This window comes from Pseudomonas sp. NC02 (assembly GCF_002874965.1).
Taxonomy (GTDB): domain Bacteria; phylum Pseudomonadota; class Gammaproteobacteria; order Pseudomonadales; family Pseudomonadaceae; genus Aquipseudomonas.
In genome coordinates this window covers 2,310,226-2,332,075 of the sequence record NZ_CP025624.1, presented here as the reverse complement: position 1 = coordinate 2,332,075, position 21,850 = coordinate 2,310,226, and the positions used below count along the sequence as shown (strand labels likewise).

27 protein-coding genes and 1 tRNA gene are annotated in these 21,850 nt (G+C 59.2%); 10 read left to right on the top strand and 18 right to left on the bottom strand.

Annotated features, from left to right (window positions below):
- The first annotated feature begins 30 nt into the window (after nucleotides 1–30).
- On the top strand, nucleotides 31–1,821 hold the full coding sequence (locus C0058_RS11000; protein ID WP_168197527.1) for a DNA cytosine methyltransferase: 1,791 nt from the start codon (nucleotides 31–33) through the stop codon (nucleotides 1,819–1,821).
- 5 nt (nucleotides 1,822–1,826) lie between these two features.
- On the opposite strand, the gene C0058_RS10995 is transcribed toward C0058_RS11000, so the two are convergent.
- Nucleotides 1,827–2,555 (bottom strand): hypothetical protein, encoded by a 729-nt coding sequence (locus C0058_RS10995; RefSeq protein ID WP_102368543.1) that lies wholly within the window; start codon nucleotides 2,553–2,555, stop codon nucleotides 1,827–1,829.
- A gap of 45 nt (nucleotides 2,556–2,600) precedes the next feature.
- Here C0058_RS10995 and C0058_RS10990 point away from each other — a divergent pair, with 45 nt between their 5' ends.
- From C0058_RS10990 to C0058_RS10965, 6 genes are all read left to right on the top strand, one after another.
- Nucleotides 2,601–2,909 (top strand): hypothetical protein, encoded by a 309-nt coding sequence (locus C0058_RS10990; RefSeq protein WP_102368542.1) that lies wholly within the window; start codon nucleotides 2,601–2,603, stop codon nucleotides 2,907–2,909.
- Nucleotides 2,909–3,337, top strand: coding sequence for a hypothetical protein (locus C0058_RS10985; RefSeq protein ID WP_102368541.1), 429 nt, complete (start codon nucleotides 2,909–2,911; stop codon nucleotides 3,335–3,337). The genes C0058_RS10990 and C0058_RS10985 overlap by 1 nt, the downstream gene beginning before the upstream one ends.
- Nucleotides 3,334–3,588 (top strand): hypothetical protein, encoded by a 255-nt coding sequence (locus C0058_RS10980; RefSeq protein WP_102368540.1) that lies wholly within the window; start codon nucleotides 3,334–3,336, stop codon nucleotides 3,586–3,588. The genes C0058_RS10985 and C0058_RS10980 overlap by 4 nt, the downstream gene beginning before the upstream one ends.
- Nucleotides 3,585–3,758: a hypothetical protein gene (locus C0058_RS32610; RefSeq protein ID WP_158660279.1), complete on the top strand. Its 174-nt coding sequence runs from the start codon at nucleotides 3,585–3,587 to the stop codon at nucleotides 3,756–3,758. The genes C0058_RS10980 and C0058_RS32610 overlap by 4 nt, the downstream gene beginning before the upstream one ends.
- Nucleotides 3,755–4,372: an Arc family DNA-binding protein gene (locus tag C0058_RS32885; protein ID WP_174717780.1), complete on the top strand. Its 618-nt coding sequence runs from the start codon at nucleotides 3,755–3,757 to the stop codon at nucleotides 4,370–4,372. Before C0058_RS32610 ends, C0058_RS32885 begins: the two co-directional genes overlap by 4 nt.
- Nucleotides 4,373–4,740: 368 nt before the next feature.
- Nucleotides 4,741–5,937 (top strand): tyrosine-type recombinase/integrase, encoded by a 1,197-nt coding sequence (locus C0058_RS10965; RefSeq protein ID WP_102368539.1) that lies wholly within the window; start codon nucleotides 4,741–4,743, stop codon nucleotides 5,935–5,937.
- A 69-nt stretch (nucleotides 5,938–6,006) separates the two neighbouring features.
- Here C0058_RS10965 and C0058_RS10960 read toward each other — a convergent pair.
- The 9 genes from C0058_RS10960 to thrS form a co-directional block, all read right to left on the bottom strand.
- Nucleotides 6,007–6,083 (bottom strand) — tRNA-Pro (locus tag C0058_RS10960).
- Between the two features lie 90 nt (nucleotides 6,084–6,173).
- Nucleotides 6,174–6,530: a MerR family transcriptional regulator gene (locus C0058_RS10955; RefSeq protein WP_003219935.1), complete on the bottom strand. Its 357-nt coding sequence runs from the start codon at nucleotides 6,528–6,530 to the stop codon at nucleotides 6,174–6,176.
- Complete coding sequence (gene ihfA / locus C0058_RS10950; protein WP_002553164.1) at nucleotides 6,511–6,813, bottom strand: integration host factor subunit alpha; 303 nt, start codon at nucleotides 6,811–6,813, stop codon at nucleotides 6,511–6,513. Before ihfA ends, C0058_RS10955 begins: the two co-directional genes overlap by 20 nt.
- A gap of 3 nt (nucleotides 6,814–6,816) precedes the next feature.
- Complete coding sequence (gene pheT / locus C0058_RS10945) at nucleotides 6,817–9,195, bottom strand: phenylalanine--tRNA ligase subunit beta (protein ID WP_008438687.1); 2,379 nt, start codon at nucleotides 9,193–9,195, stop codon at nucleotides 6,817–6,819.
- Between the two features lie 26 nt (nucleotides 9,196–9,221).
- Nucleotides 9,222–10,238 (bottom strand): phenylalanine--tRNA ligase subunit alpha, encoded by a 1,017-nt coding sequence (gene pheS, locus C0058_RS10940; RefSeq protein WP_003219939.1) that lies wholly within the window; start codon nucleotides 10,236–10,238, stop codon nucleotides 9,222–9,224.
- Nucleotides 10,239–10,347: 109 nt separating this feature from the next.
- The gene (gene rplT / locus C0058_RS10935) at nucleotides 10,348–10,704 is read right to left on the bottom strand and encodes a 50S ribosomal protein L20 (protein ID WP_003219940.1); all 357 of its coding nucleotides are present in this window, start codon (nucleotides 10,702–10,704) and stop codon (nucleotides 10,348–10,350) included.
- Between the two features lie 28 nt (nucleotides 10,705–10,732).
- A complete protein-coding gene (gene rpmI, locus C0058_RS10930) occupies nucleotides 10,733–10,927 on the bottom strand; it encodes a 50S ribosomal protein L35 (protein ID WP_002553160.1) in 195 nt (64 codons plus the stop codon).
- Between the two features lie 59 nt (nucleotides 10,928–10,986).
- A complete protein-coding gene (gene infC, locus C0058_RS10925) occupies nucleotides 10,987–11,538 on the bottom strand; it encodes a translation initiation factor IF-3 (protein WP_169875357.1) in 552 nt (183 codons plus the stop codon).
- Complete coding sequence (gene thrS / locus C0058_RS10920; RefSeq protein WP_102368538.1) at nucleotides 11,538–13,460, bottom strand: threonine--tRNA ligase; 1,923 nt, start codon at nucleotides 13,458–13,460, stop codon at nucleotides 11,538–11,540. The genes infC and thrS overlap by 1 nt, the downstream gene beginning before the upstream one ends.
- A 364-nt stretch (nucleotides 13,461–13,824) precedes the next feature.
- On the opposite strand from thrS, the gene C0058_RS10915 reads away from it, so the two are divergent.
- Nucleotides 13,825–14,139 (top strand): hypothetical protein, encoded by a 315-nt coding sequence (locus tag C0058_RS10915; protein WP_080673250.1) that lies wholly within the window; start codon nucleotides 13,825–13,827, stop codon nucleotides 14,137–14,139.
- A gap of 289 nt (nucleotides 14,140–14,428) precedes the next feature.
- Nucleotides 14,429–14,641: a cold-shock protein gene (locus C0058_RS10910; protein WP_003179963.1), complete on the top strand. Its 213-nt coding sequence runs from the start codon at nucleotides 14,429–14,431 to the stop codon at nucleotides 14,639–14,641.
- Nucleotides 14,642–14,714: 73 nt separating this feature from the next.
- Here C0058_RS10910 and C0058_RS10905 read toward each other — a convergent pair whose 3' ends face one another.
- Together C0058_RS10905 and C0058_RS10900 are read right to left on the bottom strand one after the other, a co-directional pair.
- Nucleotides 14,715–15,035, bottom strand: coding sequence for an I78 family peptidase inhibitor (locus tag C0058_RS10905; RefSeq protein WP_008438688.1), 321 nt, complete (start codon nucleotides 15,033–15,035; stop codon nucleotides 14,715–14,717).
- Between the two features lie 147 nt (nucleotides 15,036–15,182).
- Nucleotides 15,183–15,488 carry a hypothetical protein gene (locus C0058_RS10900; protein WP_102368537.1) on the bottom strand — a complete coding sequence of 102 codons (306 nt, stop codon included), beginning with the start codon at nucleotides 15,486–15,488 and terminating at the stop codon, nucleotides 15,183–15,185.
- A gap of 142 nt (nucleotides 15,489–15,630) precedes the next feature.
- Between C0058_RS10900 and C0058_RS10895 the strand changes: the two genes are divergently transcribed.
- Nucleotides 15,631–15,843 carry a hypothetical protein gene (locus C0058_RS10895; protein ID WP_076014608.1) on the top strand — a complete coding sequence of 71 codons (213 nt, stop codon included), beginning with the start codon at nucleotides 15,631–15,633 and terminating at the stop codon, nucleotides 15,841–15,843.
- 33 nt (nucleotides 15,844–15,876) lie between these two features.
- On the opposite strand, the gene C0058_RS10890 is transcribed toward C0058_RS10895, so the two are convergent.
- Genes C0058_RS10890 through C0058_RS10865 form a run of 6 tightly spaced genes read right to left on the bottom strand, consistent with a single transcriptional unit; the run spans nucleotide 15,877 to nucleotide 21,827 of the window.
- Nucleotides 15,877–16,905 carry a nucleoside hydrolase gene (locus tag C0058_RS10890; RefSeq protein WP_003219953.1) on the bottom strand — a complete coding sequence of 343 codons (1,029 nt, stop codon included), beginning with the start codon at nucleotides 16,903–16,905 and terminating at the stop codon, nucleotides 15,877–15,879.
- Nucleotides 16,906–16,931: 26 nt separating this feature from the next.
- On the bottom strand, nucleotides 16,932–17,336 hold the full coding sequence (gene rbsD / locus C0058_RS10885) for a D-ribose pyranase (RefSeq protein ID WP_008438690.1): 405 nt from the start codon (nucleotides 17,334–17,336) through the stop codon (nucleotides 16,932–16,934).
- Entirely contained in the window at nucleotides 17,333–18,250 is a 918-nt protein-coding gene (gene rbsK, locus C0058_RS10880) for a ribokinase (protein ID WP_008438691.1), read from the bottom strand. The genes rbsD and rbsK overlap by 4 nt, the downstream gene beginning before the upstream one ends.
- 23 nt (nucleotides 18,251–18,273) lie before the next feature.
- Nucleotides 18,274–19,296 carry a LacI family DNA-binding transcriptional regulator gene (locus C0058_RS10875; RefSeq protein WP_102368536.1) on the bottom strand — a complete coding sequence of 341 codons (1,023 nt, stop codon included), beginning with the start codon at nucleotides 19,294–19,296 and terminating at the stop codon, nucleotides 18,274–18,276.
- A gap of 3 nt (nucleotides 19,297–19,299) precedes the next feature.
- A complete protein-coding gene (locus C0058_RS10870; RefSeq protein WP_003219960.1) occupies nucleotides 19,300–20,277 on the bottom strand; it encodes an ABC transporter permease in 978 nt (325 codons plus the stop codon).
- Nucleotides 20,274–21,827 (bottom strand): sugar ABC transporter ATP-binding protein, encoded by a 1,554-nt coding sequence (locus C0058_RS10865; RefSeq protein WP_003219961.1) that lies wholly within the window; start codon nucleotides 21,825–21,827, stop codon nucleotides 20,274–20,276. Before C0058_RS10865 ends, C0058_RS10870 begins: the two co-directional genes overlap by 4 nt.
- Nucleotides 21,828–21,850: the final 23 nt, after the last annotated feature.

The window sequence follows — 21,850 nt, the reverse complement described above, 5'->3', positions numbered from 1 at the left end:
CGCACATCTCTTTCAAGGAATCGCCGCATGATGCTCAAGCGAATTTTTAAGCACTTCCATTTCTGCTGCGGCCTCGGCGGCGGCGCCAAAGGGTTCAACAATGCCAAGCCCGTGGTGGGCAACATGCAGGCCGAATGGCAATGCATTGGCGGTATCGACGTAGACCCGGCCGGGTTGCGCGACTTCCAACGATTGTCCGGAGTACCCGGCACCCTGATGGACCTGTTCACCCTCGGCATGTACACCGCGTTTCACGGCAAGCAGCCACCACCAGGGTGGGTTGAGGCTGGCCCTGACGATGTGCGCCGCGCCGCCGGCTACGAACGCCCTGACGCAGTCTTCATCAGCAGCCCATGCAAAGGCGCTTCGGGCTTGCTGTCTGAAACAATGAGCCTCACACCGAAGTACCAGGCCCTGAACGAACTGACGCTGCGCTGCGTGTGGCTGATGTGCGAAGCCTGGAAGGATGACCCGGTATCGTTGATCGTTTTCGAGAACGTGCCCCGGCTGGCAACCCGTGGCCGGCACCTGTTGGACCAGATCAACAAGCTGCTGAACCACTACGGCTACGCCGTGGCAGAAACCACCCACGACTGCGGCGTCATCGGTGGCCTGGCCCAGAGCCGCAAGCGCTTCTTGCTGGTGGCCAGGCACATCGAGAAGGTGCCGCCCTTCCTGTACGAGCCGGAAAAGAAAACCCTCAAGTCCGTCGGTTCGATCCTGGGCCGCATGCCCATGGCCGGCGACGTCGAAGCCGCGGGCCCGATGCACAGGGTGCCGGCGCTGCAATGGAAAACATGGGTACGACTCGCCCTGGTCGAAGCCGGCAAGGACTGGCGCTGCCTGAATGATTTAGCGATCGAGGATGGCTACCTGCGCGACCTGGTCATTGTTCCGCAGTTCCGGGACGGCTTCCTTGGCGTGCACGACTGGAACGAAAGCGCCGGCACCGTAGCCGCGCGCAGCGGGCCAACCAATGGCAAGTTTTCGGTAGCGGATCCACGGGCCAGGGCTGGAGCCCTGCAATACCAGCAATACGGCGTCCGGCGCTGGGACGAAACCAGCGGCGCAGTGATCGGCGTCAAGTCGCCCGGGCAAGGCACGTTCAGCGTTGCTGATCCTCGACCTGCAGGTGTCCGCCACAACAACGTGTACCGGGTGTGCAAAATGGATGGCCCAGCGGGCACCGTCACCGGCGGCCAGTCGCCAAGTGCCGGCGGCCAGTGCATCGCTGACCCGCGCGACCCAGGCATTGGGCACGCCAAGTACAACGTGGCCCAGTGGGATGGAGTGTCACGCACAGTTATCTCCGGCAGCACCACGGGCCAGGGGGCTTTCGCTGTTCAGGATCCACGCCCGGGCATGAAACGCACCAAGGGCGATGCCTACCTCACTGGCGGGCACTACGGCGTCACCCGCTGGAACGACCAGTGCGGCGCCGTTTCCGCCAGCGCCCGCCAGGACAATGGCCGGTGGTCTGTCGCAGATCCCCGTATGCCGGAAGCCAACGAGCGACTGACCTGCGTTATCGAGAGCCTCGACGGTACTTGGCACCGGCCATTCACCACGCTGGAGCTGGCCGCGCTGCAAAGCCTGGTCGAGCCAGAGGAAATGTTTGAACTGGATGGCCTGAGCGACCAAGCGTGGCGCGAGCGTATCGGGAACGCAGTTCCACCAGCAGCCGCTGAAGCAATCGCCCACGTGATGGGCACCACCCTGTTGCTGGCCGAGGCCGGCGAAACCTTCATGCTCAACAGCATGCCGATCTGGGTTCAACCCGTGGCGGTGGCGCTGAGCGTTTCACAATGTGCAACTAAGTAATGCCTTCAGGGCTGAACGTCATCACAAGTATTTGATGGCCATTCGGCCCAAATTTTTTGCAACCCAGATTCATAACGAGCTTTTATCGTAGCGACATCCCTAAACTCCTCTAAACACAAATCGCTGTACAACATAGTGAGAGAGGCTAATCGCTTCTCATAGTCGCGCAGCTTATTTCGCATACCCTCTACCTCGTCAATTTTTGGGGTTGTCTTTTTATCCATGATCCATTGGTAATACTGTTCGTACCCTCTGCGTTTAGTCTCGTACTCAGCGTTTAATGCGGAATGAAAGTTATCCAGAATTTTCAATATATTCAGGCGAGTCTCCTCAACGACACGTCTATCCGCATCCGCGTTCGCCCGTTCGATTTGGGTCAATTGCGATGCTAGCGTCTTAGTCTGCAACTGTTGCATCGCGTCGAATTCATATCGTTGTGTTTCCAAAAGCTCTCTCTGAAGCCATATAGTTCTTAATATCGCAATGAGAGTCACGAATGAGACAAGAGGGCCAAACACACCACCGATAAACGTACCAAATGCGGACCAATCATCCGTTTGATGAGAAAGCCCACCAGCGAATGCAGTGCGGTAGTAATACAGAGATAAAACCACAGCAACAACTACAACCCCAACTAGCGCGATGGAAAAAGCGTCCACTGGCCTAGAGCGCTCCCTAATTCTTTCAAGTTCATTTAGTTGAAAATCCTTCACCGGATCCTTTTCTTCGCTCATCGCCGCACTCCTTTTTTTCTGACTCTACTTCAACAGGGGCTCCACATGCACCTAATTGCACAGCAGGCACTTGACCGTGCCCGCCAGGCGCCCGCGCGCGCCTCCAAACTTCTCCCGCCGGCCCTAGCCAACGAGCCGCTGCCCGACCTGGTCATCACCGGGCCCATCAACCGCGTCATGGAACTGGAGGGCAAGCGCTGGGCCACAGACTTCGTGCAGGGCCTGGGCGCATCAGTACGGCACGAGCCAGTACGGACAAAGGCCATCGCAGACCTGACCCGCTACGCCGCCGCGCAGCCATCCAGCGTGGCCAGCGGCGTGAAGATCGTCATCGACATGCTGAAGGAGGCGTGATGAAACAGGCCATCCCGTTTGAAACTCGTGTCATCACAGCCCTGGCCAACCACGAACGCCTGTTGCAACGGGTTGGCCAGATGAAGAAGCAGATCGGCGCGCACCTAGCTGAATGCCCGGTGATGAAGAAGGCCGGTGACTGGACGCTAAGCGCCGAACAAACCAAAGACCTGTACGACGAAAAGATGCTGGTTAAAACCCACTTGTGGGAAGCCTTCAACGAGACGGTCGAAAGCGACTATGGCAACCAGGTATCCATGGATAGCGAAGAGCAGCAAGACTATCTCGCCCAAGAAGACACCGGCTGTGAACACTGCTATGCGGCCTGGCGGGTGATTCAAGAGCGTCGCGACGTTCGCCAGGAACTGGGCAGCGCCCGCCGTGCGCTTCGCATGCTGGGGAAGTCGGCGCTGAAGGTGGTGCCATGACACTCCGCCGCACTCTGCAAGGGCTGAAAAGCAAAGGCACCCTGGCGAAGTGGCGCACCGAACGAGGCAAAAACCTTGTGCGCATCTGGTCTGGTGAATGGCAGTGCTGGTGGCGTGCAAACGGCTGCGGGTACACCACCGATGTGGCAGAGGCTGGCATCTACACCTTTGACGAGGCGGTCAAGTTCTCCGGCCATTGCAGCCAGGAAAAGCAGATCGCCTATTGCTTCCTGCCGGAGCCAAAGCCATGACCACCCTCCGCCGAACCGTAAAGATCCGCGGCGCCCCGATGCGGCCGCTGGATCTGCAAACCATCTGTGACCAGTGCGGGAAGTCCCGCGCCCACGGCAACCACGACAAATGCAGCAAGGCCCGGCAAGCGGAAATGGCCGAGCTGCGCGCACGGGAGAAAACTCAATGAACACACAATACGATTCGCGCACCGCCGACAAGTTTGTGGTGCGCCTGCCAGACGGCCTGCGCGCCGATATTGAGCGAACCGCCGGCGAATGCGACACCAGCATGAACACGGTATTTATCCGGGCCGTGCGCCAGTACCTGGATGGGCAGCAGCGCCAGCAGCTGTTGCTGGATGCACTGGCAAAAGCCGTCACCGGCAAGGAAGAACTGGACGCCGTACTGCACTGGCGCGGAAAGCACACCCAGGCGATCCGAGAGCGTGACGCCCTGCAGGCTCTGCTTACCGCAGCGGATGAGCGGGCCGACACCGCCGCATCGCTGATCAGGCGCATCGTTGCCAACTTCGACACCGAGATTGAGTATCACGAAGACGTAGAGCCGAATGATCTGGAACATGACCAGGTGCTGGCTGATATGCGCGATTTTTTGGGCGCGCTCAAGCCAGCAGATGGTGACGGCAAGCCTTGCGCCTGCCCCGGCTGCGACTCTGCAAGGCGTGCCAATTCGCCGTTTTGCGTTGCCCACCGCTCTGCAAGAAGCAGAACACGCGGGCAAGACCCGCTCACTGCGGGCGGTCTTGAATGGCTGATGCAGAACGATGGGCTTCAACAATAAATACCAAGTGCCGATAGGAGTACATCCGTACTCCACACCGCAAACCATCACCCCATCCAATCGATCCACCCGGCAACGGCGTGGCGAGGCATTCCCATGGCCAGAACAAACGCGGCACCGGCCGCAGACATCATGCCGCGCTTCCTCCGGGCGTCGGATGCACCCGCTTACCTCGGCATGTGCCGGGAAGAATTCAAGAACACCGTCCGCCCTCACGTCCGCGAATTCCCCATTGGAAAACAGGGCGTTGCCTTCGACCGTCATGAACTGGACCAGTGGGCAGACGCCTACATCGAAGCCATGGCAATTGAAAAGCATACCGATCAGGACAACAATTCGCCCCGCAGTGGGCGCCAAGGAGCAAAACAATGGCGCGAAAAACAATGTCGGGCCTCTACCAGAGGAACGGGATTTGGCACATCGACAAAGTCGTCAGAGGTAGCCGACTTCAAGAAAGCACTGGAGCAAGCGAAAGGGAGGAAGCCGAGCAGTACCTGATTCATCGGCTGGAAAAGCTGCGGCAGGAAAAGATTTACGGCGTGCGCCAGGTGCGGACCTGGCGCGAAGCTGCCACCCGGTTCCTGGTCGAGTTCAAGGACCAAGCATCGATCGGTCTTTCCGCTTCGCACATCGAGCAGCTTGACCCGTACATTGGCGATCTGCCAATCACGCACATCGATGACGGGGCCTTGGCCCCATTCATTCGTGATCGGCAGCGGCCAGGCAAGACGGCAAAGGGGAAAACCAAACCAGGCGTATCGAACAGGACGGTCAACATCGCCCTGCAGCGCGTCGTCAGGATCTTGAACCTGTGCCACCGCAAGTGGCGCGATGCTGAAAAGCGGCCATGGCTGGAGAGCGTGCCGATGATATCGATGATGGAGGAAAAGAAGTCCAGCCGGAAACCCTACCCACTGTCCTGGGAAGAGCAATCCATGCTGTTTGCTGAACTACCGGATCACCTGTTGAGGATGGCCCTCTACAAGGTGAACACCGGGTGCCGGGAACAGGAAGTTTGCAAATTGCGGTGGGATTGGGAGATACGGGTGCCAGACCTCAACACCAGCGTGTTTCTGATACCTGCCGGATTCGGCGGGCGAAGTGATAAAGCCGGGGTGAAGAATGGTGACGATCGCCTGGTGATCCTGAACAAGGTGGCCATGTCCATTATCGATGGACAGCGCGGTCGACACCGGGAGCTTGTCTTTCCGTATGGGCAGCCCGATCAGTTCGGGGCCACCGCTATCCACCGGATGAACGATACGGCTTGGAAGAAAGCCAGGGTGCGCGCTGCAGACCAGTGGGAGAAGGACCACCAGGCGCCAGCACACCCCGGACTCAGATCGATCAGGATTCACGACCTAAAGCACACCTTTGGCAGAAGGCTACGTGCAGCAGGTGTGACAGAGGAAGATCGGAAGGCATTGTTGGGGCACAAGAACGGCAGCATTACGAGCCACTATTCTACCCCGGAGCTGCAGCACCTGATTGAGGCTGCGAACAAAGTATCGGCAACTGACTCTCGCGGGCCGGCGCTGACGATATTGAGGAGGAAGACGGGATGATCCCCCGCAAAAGTCCCTACGCGTAAAAAAGCCGAACTGGCTAGAGTTCGGCTAAGTTACTGAGAAATATGGTCGGGACGGAGTGATTCGAACACTCGACCCCTAGCACCCCATGCTAGTGCGCTACCGGACTGCGCTACGCCCCGACTAGGCGTGTTACTGGGTTCGCTTCGCAACGAAGCGATCAGGAATATACCGCAAGCTTTTGAAATGTGGAAGTATTTTAAAAGCCGGAATTACTTCTTCAAAACCACCAGCACATCTTCGAGTTCGGAGATCATCTGGCGGATCATTTGCTTGTATTGGGTGGTGTCGTCTTTGGCTTCATCACCGGACATACGCTGGCGCGCGCCGCTGATGGTGAACCCCTGGTCGTACAGCAACGCACGGATCTGTCGGATCATCAGCACATCCTGGCGCTGATAATACCGACGGTTCCCGGTGCGTTTGACGGGGTTGAGTTGAGGAAACTCCTGCTCCCAATAGCGCAGCACGTGCGGCTTTACCGCACAAAGCTCGCTGACTTCACCAATGGTGAAGTAGCGTTTGCCTGGGATGACGGGCAGTTCGTCGTTATGACTTGGTTCCAGCATAAGCCTCAACTCGGGCCTTCAACTTCTGCCCTGGACGAAAGGTGACCACACGGCGAGCCGTGATCGGGATTTCTTCTCCCGTTTTTGGATTGCGGCCAGGCCGCTGGCGTTTGTCCCGCAGGTCAAAATTGCCGAAACCGGACAATTTGACCTGTTCGTTGTCTTCAAGTGCGTGCCTGATTTCTTCAAAGAACAGCTCGACCAATTCCTTGGCCTCGCGCTTGTTCAGGCCCAGCTCTTCATACAGACGTTCCGCCATCTCAGCTTTCGTCAAAGCCCCCATACGTCACTTCCTTAACGTGGCGTTCAACCTTTGTTCGAGCGAGGTGAGGATATTTTGCGTCGTCGTATTCACCTCATCGTCATTAAGAGTGCGCGATGGATGCTGCCAGGTCAAGCCAACTGCGAGGCTTTTTCTATGCGGATCAATGCCTTTACCCTGATAGACGTCAAATAGCCTGAGGTCTGTCAGCCATTCCCCTGCATTTTCACGGATTACGTCCAGAACAGCACTGGCCGCAACACCTTGATCGGCAATCAGCGCCAGATCACGTCGTACTTCAGGGAAACGCGACAACTCGCTGAATTTAGGCATTTTGCCCGAGGCCACTTCAGCCAAGACTAGCTCAAAAACGAAGACTGGACGGTCCAGCCCCAAGGTTTTCGACAGTTCGGGGTGAATCGCGCCAACGAAGCCCACCAGGCGACCTTCACGTTCGATACGGGCGGTCTGGCCCGGGTGCAACGCCGGGTGTTTGCCAGGGGTGAAAGTGAAGGCATCCAGCGCACCGGCAAAGCCCAGCACCGCTTCCACATCGGCCTTGACGTCGAAGAAGTCGACAGTGTCGCGACCTTGTGCCCAGCCTTCCGGCAGACGGCTGCCGCAAACCACGCCAGCCAGCATCGGCTCTTGCTTCAGGCCATCCAGCTGACCGACGAAACGCAGGCCGCTTTCAAACATGCGCACGCGGTCTTGCTGACGGTTCAGGTTGTGGGACAGCGCCTTCACCAGACCCGGCCACAGCGACGAGCGCATGGCGGCCATGTCGTTGGAGATCGGGTTAGCCAGCAACAGCGGCTCGACACCCGGGTTGAACAGTTCGAATTGCTTTGGATCGATGAAGCTGTAGGTCACCGCTTCCTGATAACCACGGGCAACCAGCAGGCGACGCAGTTCCGGCAGGTGTGCACGGGCTTCGGCTTTCGGCTGCGGCGCCAGGCGCGCTTGCGGGTAACGAACCGGCAGGCGGTTGTAGCCGTACAGGCGGGCCAGTTCTTCGATCAGGTCGACTTCCAGGCTGATATCGAAGCGATGGCTTGGCACTTCTACGTGCCACTGCCCTGCTTCACCGGCCGAGATGCCGAGGCCGAGTGCCGACAGCAGGCGCTCGATTTCAACCGGCTCGATCACCAGGCCGAGCATTTGCTCAACGGCCTTGGCGCGCAGGATGATCGGTGCAACCGACGGCAGGTGCTGTTCGCTGACGGTTTCGATGATCGGGCCGGCTTCGCCGCCAGTGATTTCCAGCAGCAGGCCAGTGGCGCGCTCCATGGCTTCACGGGCCAGCTGCCAGTCCACGCCACGCTCGTAGCGGTGCGAGGCGTCGGTGTGCAGGCCATAGGAACGGGCCTTGCCAGCGATGGCGATCTGATCGAAGAAAGCGCTTTCGAGAAAGATGTCGCGAGTGGTTGCGGACACGCCACTGTGCTCACCCCCCATCACGCCGGCAATCGCCAGGGCGCGGGAATGGTCAGCGATCACCAGGGTGTCGGCACGCAGGCTAACTTCCTGGCCGTCGAGCAGTACCAGCTTCTCGCCTTCTTCGGCCATGCGAACGCGGATGCCGCCGTTGATTTCGGCGAGATCGAAGGCGTGCAGCGGTTGGCCCAGTTCCAGCATCACGTAGTTGGTGATGTCGACGGCAGCGTCGATGCTGCGCACTTCGGAACGGCGCAGGCGCTCAACCATCCACAGCGGGGTTGGCTTGGACAGGTCGACGTTACGGATCACGCGACCCAGGTAACGTGGGCAGGCATTGGGGGCGAGCACTTCGATCGAACGCACTTCGTCGTGCACGGCAGGTACCGCTGCAACCACCGGGCGGGTCACGTTCGCGGCGTACAGTGCGCCGACTTCACGCGCCAGGCCCGCCAGCGACAGGCAGTCGCCACGGTTCGGGGTCAGGTCGACCTCGATGCTGGCGTCTTCCAGTTCCAGATAGACACGGATGTCCTGGCCCACTGGCGCATCGGCCGGCAGTTCCATCAGGCCATCGTTGCCTTCACCGACCTGCAGTTCCGCCTGGGAGCACAGCATGCCGTTGGACTCAACGCCACGCAGCTTGGCCTTCTTGATCTTGAAGTCGCCTGGCAGCTCGGCACCGATCATGGCGAACGGGATTTTCAGGCCCGGGCGCACGTTTGGCGCTCCGCACACGACCTGGAAGGTTTCCGCGCCGTTGCTGACCTGGCACACACGCAACTTGTCAGCGTCCGGGTGTTGCTCGGTGCTCAGCACCTCACCCACAACCACACCACTGAAAACACCGGCGGCCGGCGTAACGCTATCGACCTCAAGGCCGGCCATCGACAGACGAGCAACCAGCTCGTCGCGACTTACCTGCGGGCTTACCCAGCCACGCAGCCATTGTTCACTGAATTTCATCCTGCTCTCCTAAAGATCCGTTACGACTAGCGAAATTGCGCGAGGAACCGCAAGTCGTTGTCGAAGAACAGACGCAAGTCGTTCACGCCGTAACGCAGCATGGCCAGACGCTCAACGCCCATGCCGAAGGCAAAGCCCGAGAATTCTTCCGGGTCGATCCCGGACATGCGCAGTACGTTGGGGTGAACCATGCCGCAACCCATCACTTCCAGCCAGCCGGTCTGTTTGCAGACGCGGCAGCCTTTACCGCTGCACATCACGCATTCCATATCGACTTCAGCGGATGGCTCGGTGAACGGGAAGAATGAAGGACGGAAACGTACCGCCAGCTCCTTCTCGAAGAACACCCGCAGGAATTCTTCGATGGTGCCTTTGAGGTCGGCGAAGTTGATGTCGCGATCAACCAGCAGGCCTTCGACCTGGTGGAACATCGGCGAGTGGGTGATATCGGAGTCGCTGCGATACACACGGCCTGGGCAGACGATGCGGATCGGCGGCTTCTGCGATTCCATGGTGCGGACCTGTACCGGCGAGGTATGGGTGCGCAGCAGCATGTTCGCGTTGAAATAGAAGGTGTCATGCATCGACCGGGCCGGGTGGTGGCCTGGGATGTTGAGCGCCTCGAAGTTGTGATAGTCGTCTTCGACCTCAGGGCCTTCGGCAATGCCGTAGCCGATGTGGGTGAAGAACTGCTCGATACGTTCCAGAGTCCGGGTAATCGGATGCAGGCCGCCCGAGGTCTGGCCACGGCCAGGCAGGGTCACGTCAATGGATTCGGCGGCGAGCTTGGCCGCAAGATCAGCCTCCTCGAGCGACGCCTTGCGCGCATTGAGAACCTCTGTAACACGCTCCTTGGCCACGTTGATCAGCGCACCGACTTGCGGACGCTCTTCAGCCGGCAAATTCCCCAGGGTCTTCATCACCTGAGTCAATTCACCCTTTTTGCCGAGGTAGTGAACCCGGATTTGCTCCAGGGCATTGATATCTTCTGCGCTTTGCACAGCCTCTAGTGCTTGAGAGACCAGCGCATCCAGGTTTTCCATGTACAGACTCCAGATACAAAATAGGGGAAGAGCTTGAAGGCTCTTCCCCTATTTAAGACGTTTAACACCGTGGGCCGCGGAAGCGACCCAGGGTGACTGTCGGGGGTACTTAAGCCAAGGTGGCTTTAGCTTTCTCGACAATCGCAGCAAACGCCGCTTTTTCGTTCACTGCCAGATCAGCCAGAACCTTACGGTCGATCTCGATGGACGCTTTTTTCAGGCCAGCGATGAAACGGCTGTAGGACAGACCGTTAACACGTGCACCAGCGTTGATACGAGCGATCCACAGAGCGCGGAACTGACGTTTTTTCTGACGACGGTCACGGTAGGCGTATTGGCCAGCCTTGATAACCGCTTGCTTGGCAACACGGAATACGCGTGAACGCGCGCCGTAGTAGCCTTTAGCAAGTTTCAGAATTTTCTTGTGGCGCTTACGCGCCATGACGCCACGCTTTACACGAGCCATGAGTTACTTCCTCTATTCTTGACTAAAATTAACGAAGGCGCAGCATGCGCTCGACTTTTGCCACGTCAGACGGATGCAGCAAGCTGCTACCGCGCAGTTGACGCTTACGCTTGGTCGACATTTTAGTCAGGATGTGGCTCTTGAAAGCGTGCTTGTGCTTGATACCGTTAGCAGTTTTCAGAAACCGCTTAGCAGCACCACTTTTAGTTTTCATCTTTGGCATGTTCGGTACTCCGCATTCAGTTGATAAACATAATCAGAAGGCCTGCCGTGCCCTATTGATTACTTCTTCTTTTTCGGGGCGATGACCATAATAAGCTGGCGTCCTTCCATCTTAGGATGCTGTTCGACCGAACCGTACTCGAGCAGGTCAGCTTCAACCCGCTTGAGGAGTTCCATCCCCAGCTCCTGGTGGGCCATCTCACGGCCGCGGAATCGCAAGGATACCTTGGCCCTGTCCCCATCACTCAGGAAACGTACCAGGTTGCGCAGTTTTACCTGGTAATCCCCTTCCTCCGTCCCTGGACGAAACTTGATTTCTTTTACTTGAATCTGCTTCTGGTTCTTCTTCGCCGCGGCAATCTGCTTCTTCTTCTCGAAGATCGACTTGCCGTAGTCCATCACCCGGCAAACGGGTGGGATTGCGTCGGCGGAGATTTCCACCAGGTCCAATTTGGACTCTTCAGCAATACGAAGCGCTTCATCAATCGAGACGATGCCAATCTGCTCGCCGTCAGCGCCAATTAACCGAACCTCGCGTGCCGAGATATTCTCGTTGATCGGGGCTTTCGGTGCAGCTCGTTTATCTTGTCTCATTTCACGCTTAATAATAATTACTCCGAATCTGGGCGACCACGCCGGGAAACCGCTTGCGCGAGGAACTCAGCGAACTGGGCGACGGGCATCGAGCCCAGGTCAGCACCTTCACGAGTACGCACAGCGACAGTCTGCATCTCGACTTCCCGATCTCCGATAACCAAAAGATAGGGAACCTTGAGCAAAGTATGCTCGCGGATTTTAAAGCCGATCTTTTCATTTCTCAAGTCGGACTTGGCACGAAATCCGCTTTCATTGAGAGTTTTTTCAACTTCAGCGGCAAAATCTGCCTGTTTATCAGTGATATTCATGATCACTGCCTGGGTCGGAGCCAGCCACGCAGGGAATGCACCCTCGTAGTGCTCGATCAGGATCCCGACGAACCGTTCGAACGAGCCGAGGATCGCCCGGTGCAGCATAACCGGGTGTTTACGGCTGTTGTCTTCGGAGACGTATTCGGCTCCCAGACGGATCGGCAGGTTAAAATCGAGCTGCAGGGTACCACACTGCCAGACGCGACCAAGGCAATCTTTCAGCGAGAACTCGATCTTCGGACCGTAGAACGCGCCCTCGCCCGGCTGCAAGTCGTACGCAAGCCCCGCACTGTCCAGCGCTGCGGCCAGTGCAGCTTCGGCTCGGTCCCACAGCTCGTCGGAACCGACGCGTTTTTCCGGACGAGTGGACAGCTTCATCTCGACTTCGGTGAAACCGAAATCGCGGTACACGTCCATGGTCAGCTTGATGAACGCAGCGGATTCGGCCTGCATCTGCTCTTCGGTGCAGAAGATGTGGGCGTCATCCTGAGTGAAGCCGCGCACGCGCATGATGCCGTGCAGTGCACCCGATGGCTCGTTACGGTGGCAGGCACCGAACTCGGCCAGGCGCATCGGCAACTCGCGGTAGCTCTTCAGGCCCTGGTTGAACACCTGTACGTGGCACGGGCAGTTCATCGGCTTGATGGCGTAGTCGCGGTTTTCCGACTGGGTGGTGAACATGTTGTCGGCGTAGTTGGCCCAGTGCCCGGATTTCTCCCACAGGCTGCGGTCAACGACTTGCGGCGTCTTGATCTCCAGGTAGCCGTTGTCGCGCTGAACCTTGCGCATGTACTGCTCGAGCACCTGGTACAGGGTCCAGCCGTTCGGGTGCCAGAACACCATGCCCGGCGCTTCTTCCTGGAGGTGGAACAGGTTCAGGCGCTTGCCGATCTTGCGATGGTCGCGTTTTTCGGCTTCTTCGATGCGCTGGATGTAGGCCGCCAGCTGCTTCTTGTCAGCCCAGGCAGTGCCGTAGATCCGCTGCAGTTGTTCGTTCTTCGCGTCACCGCGCCAGTAGGCACCGGACAGCTTGGTCAGCTTGAACGACTTGAGGAAGCGTGTGTTCGGCACATGCGGGCCACGGCACATGTCGACATATTCTTCGTGGTAATACAGGCCCATGGCCTGCTCGTCCGGCATGTCTTCCACCAGGCGCAGCTTGTAGTCTTCGCCGCGGGCGGTGAACACGTCGATCACTTCGGCACGCGGAGTGACTTTCTTGATGACGTCGTAATCTTTTTCGATCAGCGCCTGCATGCGCTGCTCGATAGCCGCCAGATCGTCCGGGGTAAAAGGACGCTCGTAGGCGATGTCGTAATAGAAGCCTTCGTCGATGACCGGGCCGATGACCATTTTCGCGGTTGGGTACAGCTGCTTGACCGCATGGCCAATCAGGTGCGCGCAAGAGTGGCGAATGATCTCCAGCCCCTCTTGATCCTTGGGCGTGATGATTTGCAGGCTGGCATCGCCGGTGATCAGGTCGCTGGCGTCGACCAGTTTGCCGTCGACCTTGCCGGCCACGGTGGCCTTGGCCAGGCCGGCACCAATGGATGCGGCGACCTCGGCTACGGAAACCGAATGATCGAATGAACGTTGACTGCCGTCGGGAAGAGTAATAGTTGGCATGGCGCCTCCTCTCCTAGTGGTGACCCCTACCAAAGGTCACGTGGGTTGGGATGAGCCAGTACAAGATCCAATACCAGGCCGTTCAGTGATGAACGCCTGCCTTACAGCGGCAGGAGCCTTTCGGCCAACCGATAATCGAACCAGAGTGACTGGAGTTAAACAAAAAAGACCTTGGCAAGGCGGCATAGGGCGCGCCGGAAAATAGCCAAGCGAAAGATGCTAGCACAGATGAACGGTCATGGCGCCGAAGCCGCTTCAGGAAACGAAAATTCCCGGCTTTTAAGGGCAAAAGTGAACTTGAACTGTACGGCAACCCTCAAACACACCGAGAATCGCCGTTCGTCCACGACTCCAGGAGCATTTGATTATGCGTTTTACCTCGACTTTCGCCCTTGCTGCATCCCTGACCCTCATGTCCCTGGGTGCGCACGCCGCAGCCCCGTCGAACTGGCCTGCCGGTGCGCGGGACAGCTTCATCAAGGATTGCAGCGCAGCCGCCCAGCAAAGTGTTGATGCCAAAACCGCCAAAGACCACTGTGAATGTGGCGCGGACAAAATCAATGCCGAATTGAGCAGTGCCGAAATCAAGGAACTCATGACCAACCAGAACGCAGATCCTGCGCTCAAGACCAAAGCTGTGACGGCTATTTCGTCCTGCAAAGTCGTGAAGAAAAAGTAATTTTTACACCCTGCCAGACCGGCTGAAGGACCAGAAATCGCTATGAAAACTGCCATTTCTCACAAATTACGCAGCTTTTACGGCTTTTTTTAACAGCTGATATTTCGCCTGAAAGCCCCGTAGATCGGGGCTTTCAGCCAACCAAGGCATGAAACACAACGCGATTGATTAGCAAACAATGCCTTGGGGGGGCTCCCAAGCCGAACATTTCGACTATGATAGCTCGGTGTGCCCAGTTGGCCTGAGCAGCACAGCACTACTGAAAATATATGTTTCTTGGAGATACACCATGTCTAATCGCCAAACCGGCACCGTTAAATGGTTCAACGATGAAAAAGGCTTCGGCTTCATCACTCCTCAAGGTGGCGGTGACGACCTGTTCGTACACTTCAAAGCTATCGAAAGCGACGGTTTCAAAAGCCTGAAAGAAGGCCAAACCGTTTCCTTCGTGGCTGAGAAAGGCCAAAAGGGTATGCAAGCTGCACAGGTTCGCCCAGAGTAATTCTGCGCCGAACTAAAAAAACCCCGTCCATGTGACGGGGTTTTTTATGGCCTGGAGAAAAGCGCTGGAGCAATCAGCCGCAATTGACCCGATTGATCACAAGGTTGTCATCGGTATTGAGGTTCAGGCGATCGGAGCGGTATTCCAGCGTGACCATGTCATCTGGCTTGAGAATGCGTGCGTTCTGCGCTCCGGCGCGGCTACGGGCCTGTTCCAGCAATTGTGGCGAAGCTTTCTGGCCGATTGCGAACTCGGCAGCCTTCGCCTCACAGCGGCTATGACCAGCATCGGTCACGGCAGTGTCTTTGGCTGGCTCAGAGGTACCCGGGGTGCTGCAACCCGACAAGGCGAGCGCAGCCAACAAAGTACCGAATGATGCGAGCTTCCAAGGCATGAAGCCTCCTTTGAGAAAAAATGGACAGAGATCGTGCGACCGTGGTTTGGCCGATTGGTTTCAGAATTGTCACAATTGGCTGTGGGCCAGTCTGCCTGAGTCGACACCGGGCGCTGGCGAATCAATCGTCACCAGATATGAACGCACTCAGTAGATGTCGATGTAATCAAACGGCGGGGTTGGCCAATTCTGCTTGAGCGCGTTGAAAATCTGCATCACCCACACCTCGTCGCTGGCTGCGACGTTGCCGACATAACCCGAACCCGCCGCCCAGGTCTCCAGGCGGAACAGAAGGCCGTCGATATCGACGCCACCCACCACGCCCGAAGAAATGTAGGCAATGCCGGCATTGGTAACGCGCAATTGGGTGTGAACGTTGTCACTGGCGGACGCAAGCAGCTGCCGCACAGCGTCCAGCGTCAGGTTGACGGGGTTGTTCAAGTCGATCTGCACGCGGTTTGCCCTGGCAATTAAACAAGCGGACAGTGTCGCACAGCCCTCCCCTCATGCCTAAGTAGCAGTGCCAAACACGGCGCAAAATGGTTAACTCCACACGCAGAACGCACTAACCGCCTTTCAGCCTCGCGAGACACCCATGACCATCGTCACGATCCACGCCGACATCAAAGCCAAGTGGCCCCAAGGGCAAAGCTCCTATAGCCCGGGCAGCCCGGAGGAGTTGGCAATCATCGGTATCGACCTGCTGGTCAAGGAACTGGGCACACAGGCCGCGCAGGCATTCATCGGCCAGGTATTCGAGAAATACCCGGCCGATCACATGGGGGCGCCAGACCCCGAGCGCGAATAAGACCCGGCCGACGAACGTCGACCGGCAGGCTGTTTACTTCAGGCGACCAAGGCGTTCGGTCAGCAGATCGAAGAAGCCCTGGGCATCGCCATTTTCAACCCAGAACGCGTTCTTCGGTTGTTTCAGGCCATCGTACCAGTCGACGATGGTCTGGCCGAAGGTCGGGCCTTCACGGCTGTCCACCACCACGTTGACCTCACGGCCGCTGAACAGCGCAGGCTTGAGCAGGTAGGCAATGACGGTAGCGTCATGCACCGGGCCGCCCGGGATGCCGTAGTGCTCCATGTCGCCCTTGACGTATTCATTGAGAATATCGCCCACCACCTTGCTCGCGTTGTTGTTCAGCGCAGCGATTTGCTTCAGGCGTGCGTCGCTGGTCAGGACCTTGTGGGTCACGTCCAACGGCAGGTAGGTCAGCTTGACGCCGCTCTTGAGCACGATCTCGGCCGCGATCGGGTCGGCGAACAGGTTGAACTCGGCCACCGGCGTGATATTGCCGCCGTTGAAGTGCGCGCCGCCCATCACCACCACTTCCTTGATGCCTTGAGTGATCTCCGGCGCCTGGGTCAATGCCAGCGCCAGGTTGGTCTGCGGACCGAGCATGGCGATGGTGATGCTGTGGGGCTTGGCGGTGCTGAGGGTCTTGATCAGGTAATCAACGGCATTGCCTTCGGCCAGGCCTTTTTTCGGCTCATGCACGGTGACGCCGGAGATACCTTCCTTGCCATGGATGTTTTCAGCGTAGATCGGCGTGCGCAGCATCGGTTTCGGTGCACCGGCATATACCGGGATGTCCTCGCGCCCTGCCCATTCGCGGGCCAGGCGTGCGTTGCGGGAGGTCTTGTCGAGGCGCACGTTACCGGCAACGGTGGTCAGCGCGCGGATCTGCAGTTCATCGGGCGAAGCCATGGCGAACAGCAAGGCAACCACGTCGTCGGCACCGGGGTCGGTGTCGATGATCAGGTCGATTTTTTCCGCCGCGTGGGCGCTTGCAGCAGTTAGCACGGACAAAAGCAGCACACTCCGGAACAGGTGTCGCAGGGTTTGGGTACCACGTTGCATGACGCACTCCTTGTCGTTGGGGAATTCTAGAACGTTACGCCGGAAACCAGCGCGATATTGCAGTAGGGCTGGCACTCGCCGGTGCGCACCACCGCCCTCGCCTTGCGGCTGAGCTGCTTGAACTCTTCATGGCTGACCAGGCGGCGTTCGCCGAGGGCGGCCTGTTCGGTCAGGGTATTGAGATCCGCCAGGGCCGGCGGTTGCTTGAGCAGGATTTCTTCCGCGAGCACGTGGCTTTCCACCTGCATCTCGCTGAGAACGATGCGCAAGGTACTGACGAAATCCGGAATGCCTTTGGTCAGCGCCAGGTCGATCAGCTCGACACCCGGCGGCACCGGCAAGCCGGCATCACCGATCACCAGAATGTCGCCATGGCCAAGGGATGCGATCACCCGCGACAGCGCGATATTGAGCAAGGGAGTCTTTTTCATGAGGGCACAAAACCTTGGACGTCATGCAATGTGGGAATAGAGGGTTGCGCACCCGCGCGGGTCACGGACAGCGCGGCGGCTACCTGGCCGAAACGAATGGCCTCGGCCTCGCTCCTGCCGTTGGCCAGCGCGGCTGCGAAACCGCCGACGAAGGTGTCACCGGCAGCCGTGGTATCGACCGCCTTGACCTTGGGCGCGACCAGGTGCTCGAAGCCTTGGCCATCGGCAAACAACGCGCCTTCGGAGCCGAGGGTAATGATCACTTTGCCAGCACCGGCCTTGATCAGGCGTGTGGCGGCGGCCTTGGCGCTGTCCAGCGAGTCGACCACCACGCCGCTCAAGGCCGAGGCTTCGCTTTCATTGGGAATCAGGTAGTCGATGGCGGCGTACCAATCCTCGGGCAGCGGACCACTGGCCGGCGCCGGGTTCAGGATCACCGTCTTGCCCAGCTCGCGACCGCGCTTGAGGGCATGGCCGACAGTCTCCATCGGCGTTTCCAGCTGGCAGACAATCACGTCGGCAGCCTGCAGCACACTGTCAAATGCCTGTAATTTGGCTGGGGTCAGCTCGCCATTGCTACCGGCGACAATAACGATCGCATTCTGGCTGCTATCATCCACCACGATCAGCGCCACCCCGCTGGAACCGTCGACGGTGCTGACGGCCTGGCAATCAATGCCCTCCACCAGCAGCGCGTCGCGCAATTGCGCGCCATAGGCATCGGTGCCCACGCAGCCGACCATGGCGACCTCAGCCCCGAGGCGCGCCGAAGCGACCGCCTGGTTCGCGCCCTTGCCGCCGGGAACGGTGGAGAACGATTGGCCGATCAGGGTTTCACCGGCGCGGGGCAGCCGACTGGCCCGGGTGACCAGGTCCATGTTCAGGCTGCCTATTACCACTACTTTTGCTGGCATACATCAGTACTCATCAATTCGGTTCAGCGGTATTGGGCAAACACACCGGCCAACGGCGCCGTCGACTCGCGCAGGACAATACTCGGCGTCACGATGCGTTGATCAATCGGCAATTGGGGTGCCGCAATTCGTCGCAGTAAAAGCTCGGCCGCCATCTCTCCCAGCTGCAGGATCGACTGGCCCACGGTGGTCAGCGCCGGGTACACGTACTGGCTCATCTGGATATCATCAAACCCGATCACCGACAGCTCACCGGGCACCCGGATATTACGTTCGGCAGCGGCGCGCAAGACGCCGAAGCCAATCATGTCGTTGCCGGCAAAAATCGCGCTGGGGGGATTATCCGCCAGCAATTGCGCCGCGGCCGCGTAACCACCGGTACTGGTGAAATCACTTTCCAGCACACGGCCGGCCGGCACTTCGAGCCCCGCCTCGGCCAGGGCGCGGTAGTAGCCCGCCATCCGCATTTGCGCCACGCGGGTATGACTCGGGCCACCAATGCAGGCAATGTCGCGATGACCCAGATCGAGCAAGTGCCGGGTCGCCAGGTAAGCGCCCTGTTCATGGTCGATGCGCACCAGGTCGACATCGATCCCGTCCAATGCACGGTCGACGATGACCATCGGCGTGCGTACCGCCTTGAGGCCTGTCGCCAGGCCGCTGTCGTCGCCGCCCACCGAGGTCACGATCAAGCCGTCGATGCGTTTTTCCAGCAGCACCCTCAGGTAGCTGCGTTGCTTTTCGGCATTATCGTCGGAGTTGCAGAGGATCACGCAATAGCCGTTACGCTCGCAGTAATCCTCGATGCCCCGGGCCAGTTCCGCAAAATACGGGTTGAGGCTGTTGGGCACCAACAGGCCGATGGTGGCTGTGGTCTTGGCCTTCAGCGAGCGCGCGACCGCACTGGGCACATAGTCGAGCTGCTTGATGGCCGCCTCGACCTTGATCCGCACCGGCTCGCTGACCGGGCGCGTCTTGTTCACCACATGAGACACCGTGGTGTAGGAAATCCCCGCCAGCGCGGCCACATCCTTGATCGTTGCCATGGCTCAGGCTCGCCGACTGGCGCGCTGGCTGCGGTAAGTATCGAGCACCACCGCGATCACGATCACGGCACCGGTGATGATACGTTTGGTCGGCTCGGTGGCGCCAATCTGCGCCAGCCCTGCCGCCAGTACCGAGATGATCAGCACGCCGAAGAAGGTACTGATGACCGAGCCACGCCCGCCCATCAGGCTGGTGCCACCGATCACTACCGCAGCGATCACTTGCAGCTCCAGGCCGGAACCGGCGTTGGGATCGGCCGCTTCCAGGCGCGAAATCTGGAACAGCGCCGCTACACCCGCCAGCAGGCCCATCAGGCTGAACACCAGGATCTTGTAGGGCTTGGGATTGATACCCGCCAGGCGCACGGCCTCTTCGTTGGTGCCAATGCCGATCAGGTAGCGACCGAACACGGTACGGGTCAGCACCAGCTGCGCGGCGATGATCACCAGCAACGCGATGATGAACGAAGGTGAAATGCCGAAGGCCACCGGGTTGGACAGCCAGGCAAACGAATCACCGATGTATGCGGTACGCGAGCCGGTCATCTGGTACGCCACGCCGCGCGCCATTTCCAGCACGCCGAGGGACACGATGAACGACGGGATCCGCCAGGCCACTGTGATCGAACCGGTAATGGTCCCGGCCAACGCGGCGCAGCCCATGCCCAGTACGGCTGCCGGCAACACACTCCAGCCCCAGCCGAGAATCGCCACGCTGACGGCCGATGCGGCCAGGGCCAGCACGGAGCCTACCGACAGGTCGATGCCGCCGATGATCAGCACGAAGGTCATGCCGACTGCCAACACCATCAGGTCGGGAATCTGGTTGGCCAGGGTGCTGAAGGTGTCGTACGAGAGGAAGTGGTCGCTCAGGAACGAGAACAGCGCAATCATCGCCAGCAAGGCGCCGGCCAGGCCCAGGTAGGTGCCCAGGCCATAGAAGTTGCCGCCACGTTTTGCGGGGGAGGAAGTGGTTTTCATGGGGTATTCCTAGGCGCTGCGTCGTTGAGCAGCGCATCACGTTTCTGATAGCCGGCAAAAGCAGCGGCAAGCAATTCGTCCTGGGTCCAGCTGTCGCGCTCGAAGGTCTCGATCAGGCGCCCGGCGGAAAGTACACCGATGCGGTCGCAGATCAGCATCAACTCACGCAGGTCGCTGGACACCACCACCAGCGCCTTGCCCTGGCGGGTCAGGTCGCCGAGCAACGCATAGATATCGAATTTGGCGCCGACGTCGATGCCTCGGGTCGGTTCATCGAACAGCATCACCGCGCAATCGCGCTCCAGCCAGCGGCCAATCACCACCTTCTGCTGGTTGCCACCCGACAGCTCGGACACCAGCTGCGCCGGACTGGAACTGCGGATACGCATGGCGTCGACCTGGCGCTTGGCCAAGGCCGTTTCGTCACGACTGTTCACCAGGCCACCGCTGGACACCTTCGGCATGTTGCCCAAGGCAATGTTGGCGCCGATGGATTGGGTCAGCAGCAGGCCTTCGCCCTTGCGGTCCTCAGTGATCAGGGCGATGCCATGGCTAACCGCGTCGACGGGCGAGCGAATGCTGACGACTTGCGCCGGTGTGCCCAGGGCCACGGTGCCGCTGTCGGCCAGGTCGGCGCCGAAGATCAGGCGCAGCAATTCCGTACGACCCGCACCGATCAGGCCGGAGATGCCGTAGATTTCGCCGGCACGCACTTCAAACGACACGTCGCGGACCTTGTCCGAGCGGGTCAGGCCTTTTACCGTCAACAGCGGCGCGCCGATGGTGCGCGGGCCCAGGTCGATTTTCTCGCCCAGTTCGCGGCCCACCATCAGCGTGACCAGTTGCTCACTGTTGTAGTTGGCCATCGGCTCGACACACACCAGCTTGCCGTCGCGCAGCACCGCAATGCGCTGGGCAACCCGGGCCAGTTCTTCGAGCCGGTGGGAAATATAGATAATCGCCACGCCCCGGGCCTGCAGGCGGGTGATTTGTTCGAACAGCATCTCGACTTCACGGGCGGTCAGCATCGCTGTGGGTTCGTCGAGGATCAGTACGTGGCAATCGCCAATCAGGTTGCGGGCGATCTCGACCATCTGTTGGTGGCCGATGCCGAGGCTGCCGACCAGGGTGTCCGGGTCGATAGCGTCCAGGCCGACCTGGGCCATGGCTTCAATGGCGGCCTTGCGCAGTTGCTTGCGGCTGATCCAGCCACCGTGGCTGGGCAGGTTATCGAGGAACAGGTTTTCAGCGACCGTCAGGGTTGGCAGCAGGTTAAGCTCCTGCATGACCATGCGGATGCCCTGCTCTTCAGCCTGGGTCCGGCTGCCTGGCGTGTAGGCCTGGCCATTGAACTGCATCTGGCCGTCGGTCGGGGTGACCAGCCCGCCGATGATTTTCGACAGGGTGCTTTTCCCCGCGCCATTCTCACCGGTAAGCGCCAACACCTCCCCACGATTGAGCGTCAGGGTGATGTCGGACAGAACCGGTTGGGCATAGGTCTTGCCGATACCGCTGACCGAGAGGACAGCGTTCGGTGCGGAAGATGACATAGGAACGTCTCCAGGCGTCCGCT

What these genes read in the sequence shown, in the direction of transcription:
- rbsD (WP_008438690.1), bottom strand. Translation starts at nt 17,336, where the DNA reads ATGAAAAAGACTCCCTTGCTCAATATCGCGCTGTCGCGGGTGATCGCA.
- C0058_RS10995 (WP_102368543.1), bottom strand. Translation starts at nt 2,555, where the DNA reads ATGAGCGAAGAAAAGGATCCGGTGAAGGATTTTCAACTAAATGAACTT.
- C0058_RS10865 (WP_003219961.1), bottom strand. Translation starts at nt 21,827, where the DNA reads ATGTCATCTTCCGCACCGAACGCTGTCCTCTCGGTCAGCGGTATCGGC.
- C0058_RS11000 (WP_168197527.1), top strand. Translation starts at nt 31, where the DNA reads ATGCTCAAGCGAATTTTTAAGCACTTCCATTTCTGCTGCGGCCTCGGC.
- C0058_RS10910 (WP_003179963.1), top strand. Translation starts at nt 14,429, where the DNA reads ATGTCTAATCGCCAAACCGGCACCGTTAAATGGTTCAACGATGAAAAA.
- C0058_RS32885 (WP_174717780.1), top strand. Translation starts at nt 3,755, where the DNA reads ATGAACACACAATACGATTCGCGCACCGCCGACAAGTTTGTGGTGCGC.
- pheT (WP_008438687.1), bottom strand. Translation starts at nt 9,195, where the DNA reads ATGAAATTCAGTGAACAATGGCTGCGTGGCTGGGTAAGCCCGCAGGTA.
- rplT (WP_003219940.1), bottom strand. Translation starts at nt 10,704, where the DNA reads ATGGCTCGTGTAAAGCGTGGCGTCATGGCGCGTAAGCGCCACAAGAAA.
- C0058_RS32610 (WP_158660279.1), top strand. Translation starts at nt 3,585, where the DNA reads ATGACCACCCTCCGCCGAACCGTAAAGATCCGCGGCGCCCCGATGCGG.
- C0058_RS10890 (WP_003219953.1), bottom strand. Translation starts at nt 16,905, where the DNA reads ATGCAACGTGGTACCCAAACCCTGCGACACCTGTTCCGGAGTGTGCTG.
- C0058_RS10990 (WP_102368542.1), top strand. Translation starts at nt 2,601, where the DNA reads ATGCACCTAATTGCACAGCAGGCACTTGACCGTGCCCGCCAGGCGCCC.
- C0058_RS10985 (WP_102368541.1), top strand. Translation starts at nt 2,909, where the DNA reads ATGAAACAGGCCATCCCGTTTGAAACTCGTGTCATCACAGCCCTGGCC.
- ihfA (WP_002553164.1), bottom strand. Translation starts at nt 6,813, where the DNA reads ATGGGGGCTTTGACGAAAGCTGAGATGGCGGAACGTCTGTATGAAGAG.
- C0058_RS10895 (WP_076014608.1), top strand. Translation starts at nt 15,631, where the DNA reads ATGACCATCGTCACGATCCACGCCGACATCAAAGCCAAGTGGCCCCAA.
- C0058_RS10870 (WP_003219960.1), bottom strand. Translation starts at nt 20,277, where the DNA reads ATGAAAACCACTTCCTCCCCCGCAAAACGTGGCGGCAACTTCTATGGC.
- C0058_RS10875 (WP_102368536.1), bottom strand. Translation starts at nt 19,296, where the DNA reads ATGGCAACGATCAAGGATGTGGCCGCGCTGGCGGGGATTTCCTACACC.
- thrS (WP_102368538.1), bottom strand. Translation starts at nt 13,460, where the DNA reads ATGCCAACTATTACTCTTCCCGACGGCAGTCAACGTTCATTCGATCAT.
- rpmI (WP_002553160.1), bottom strand. Translation starts at nt 10,927, where the DNA reads ATGCCAAAGATGAAAACTAAAAGTGGTGCTGCTAAGCGGTTTCTGAAA.
- C0058_RS10980 (WP_102368540.1), top strand. Translation starts at nt 3,334, where the DNA reads ATGACACTCCGCCGCACTCTGCAAGGGCTGAAAAGCAAAGGCACCCTG.
- C0058_RS10965 (WP_102368539.1), top strand. Translation starts at nt 4,741, where the DNA reads ATGGCGCGAAAAACAATGTCGGGCCTCTACCAGAGGAACGGGATTTGG.
- C0058_RS10905 (WP_008438688.1), bottom strand. Translation starts at nt 15,035, where the DNA reads ATGCCTTGGAAGCTCGCATCATTCGGTACTTTGTTGGCTGCGCTCGCC.
- C0058_RS10955 (WP_003219935.1), bottom strand. Translation starts at nt 6,530, where the DNA reads ATGCTGGAACCAAGTCATAACGACGAACTGCCCGTCATCCCAGGCAAA.
- pheS (WP_003219939.1), bottom strand. Translation starts at nt 10,238, where the DNA reads ATGGAAAACCTGGATGCGCTGGTCTCTCAAGCACTAGAGGCTGTGCAA.
- rbsK (WP_008438691.1), bottom strand. Translation starts at nt 18,250, where the DNA reads ATGCCAGCAAAAGTAGTGGTAATAGGCAGCCTGAACATGGACCTGGTC.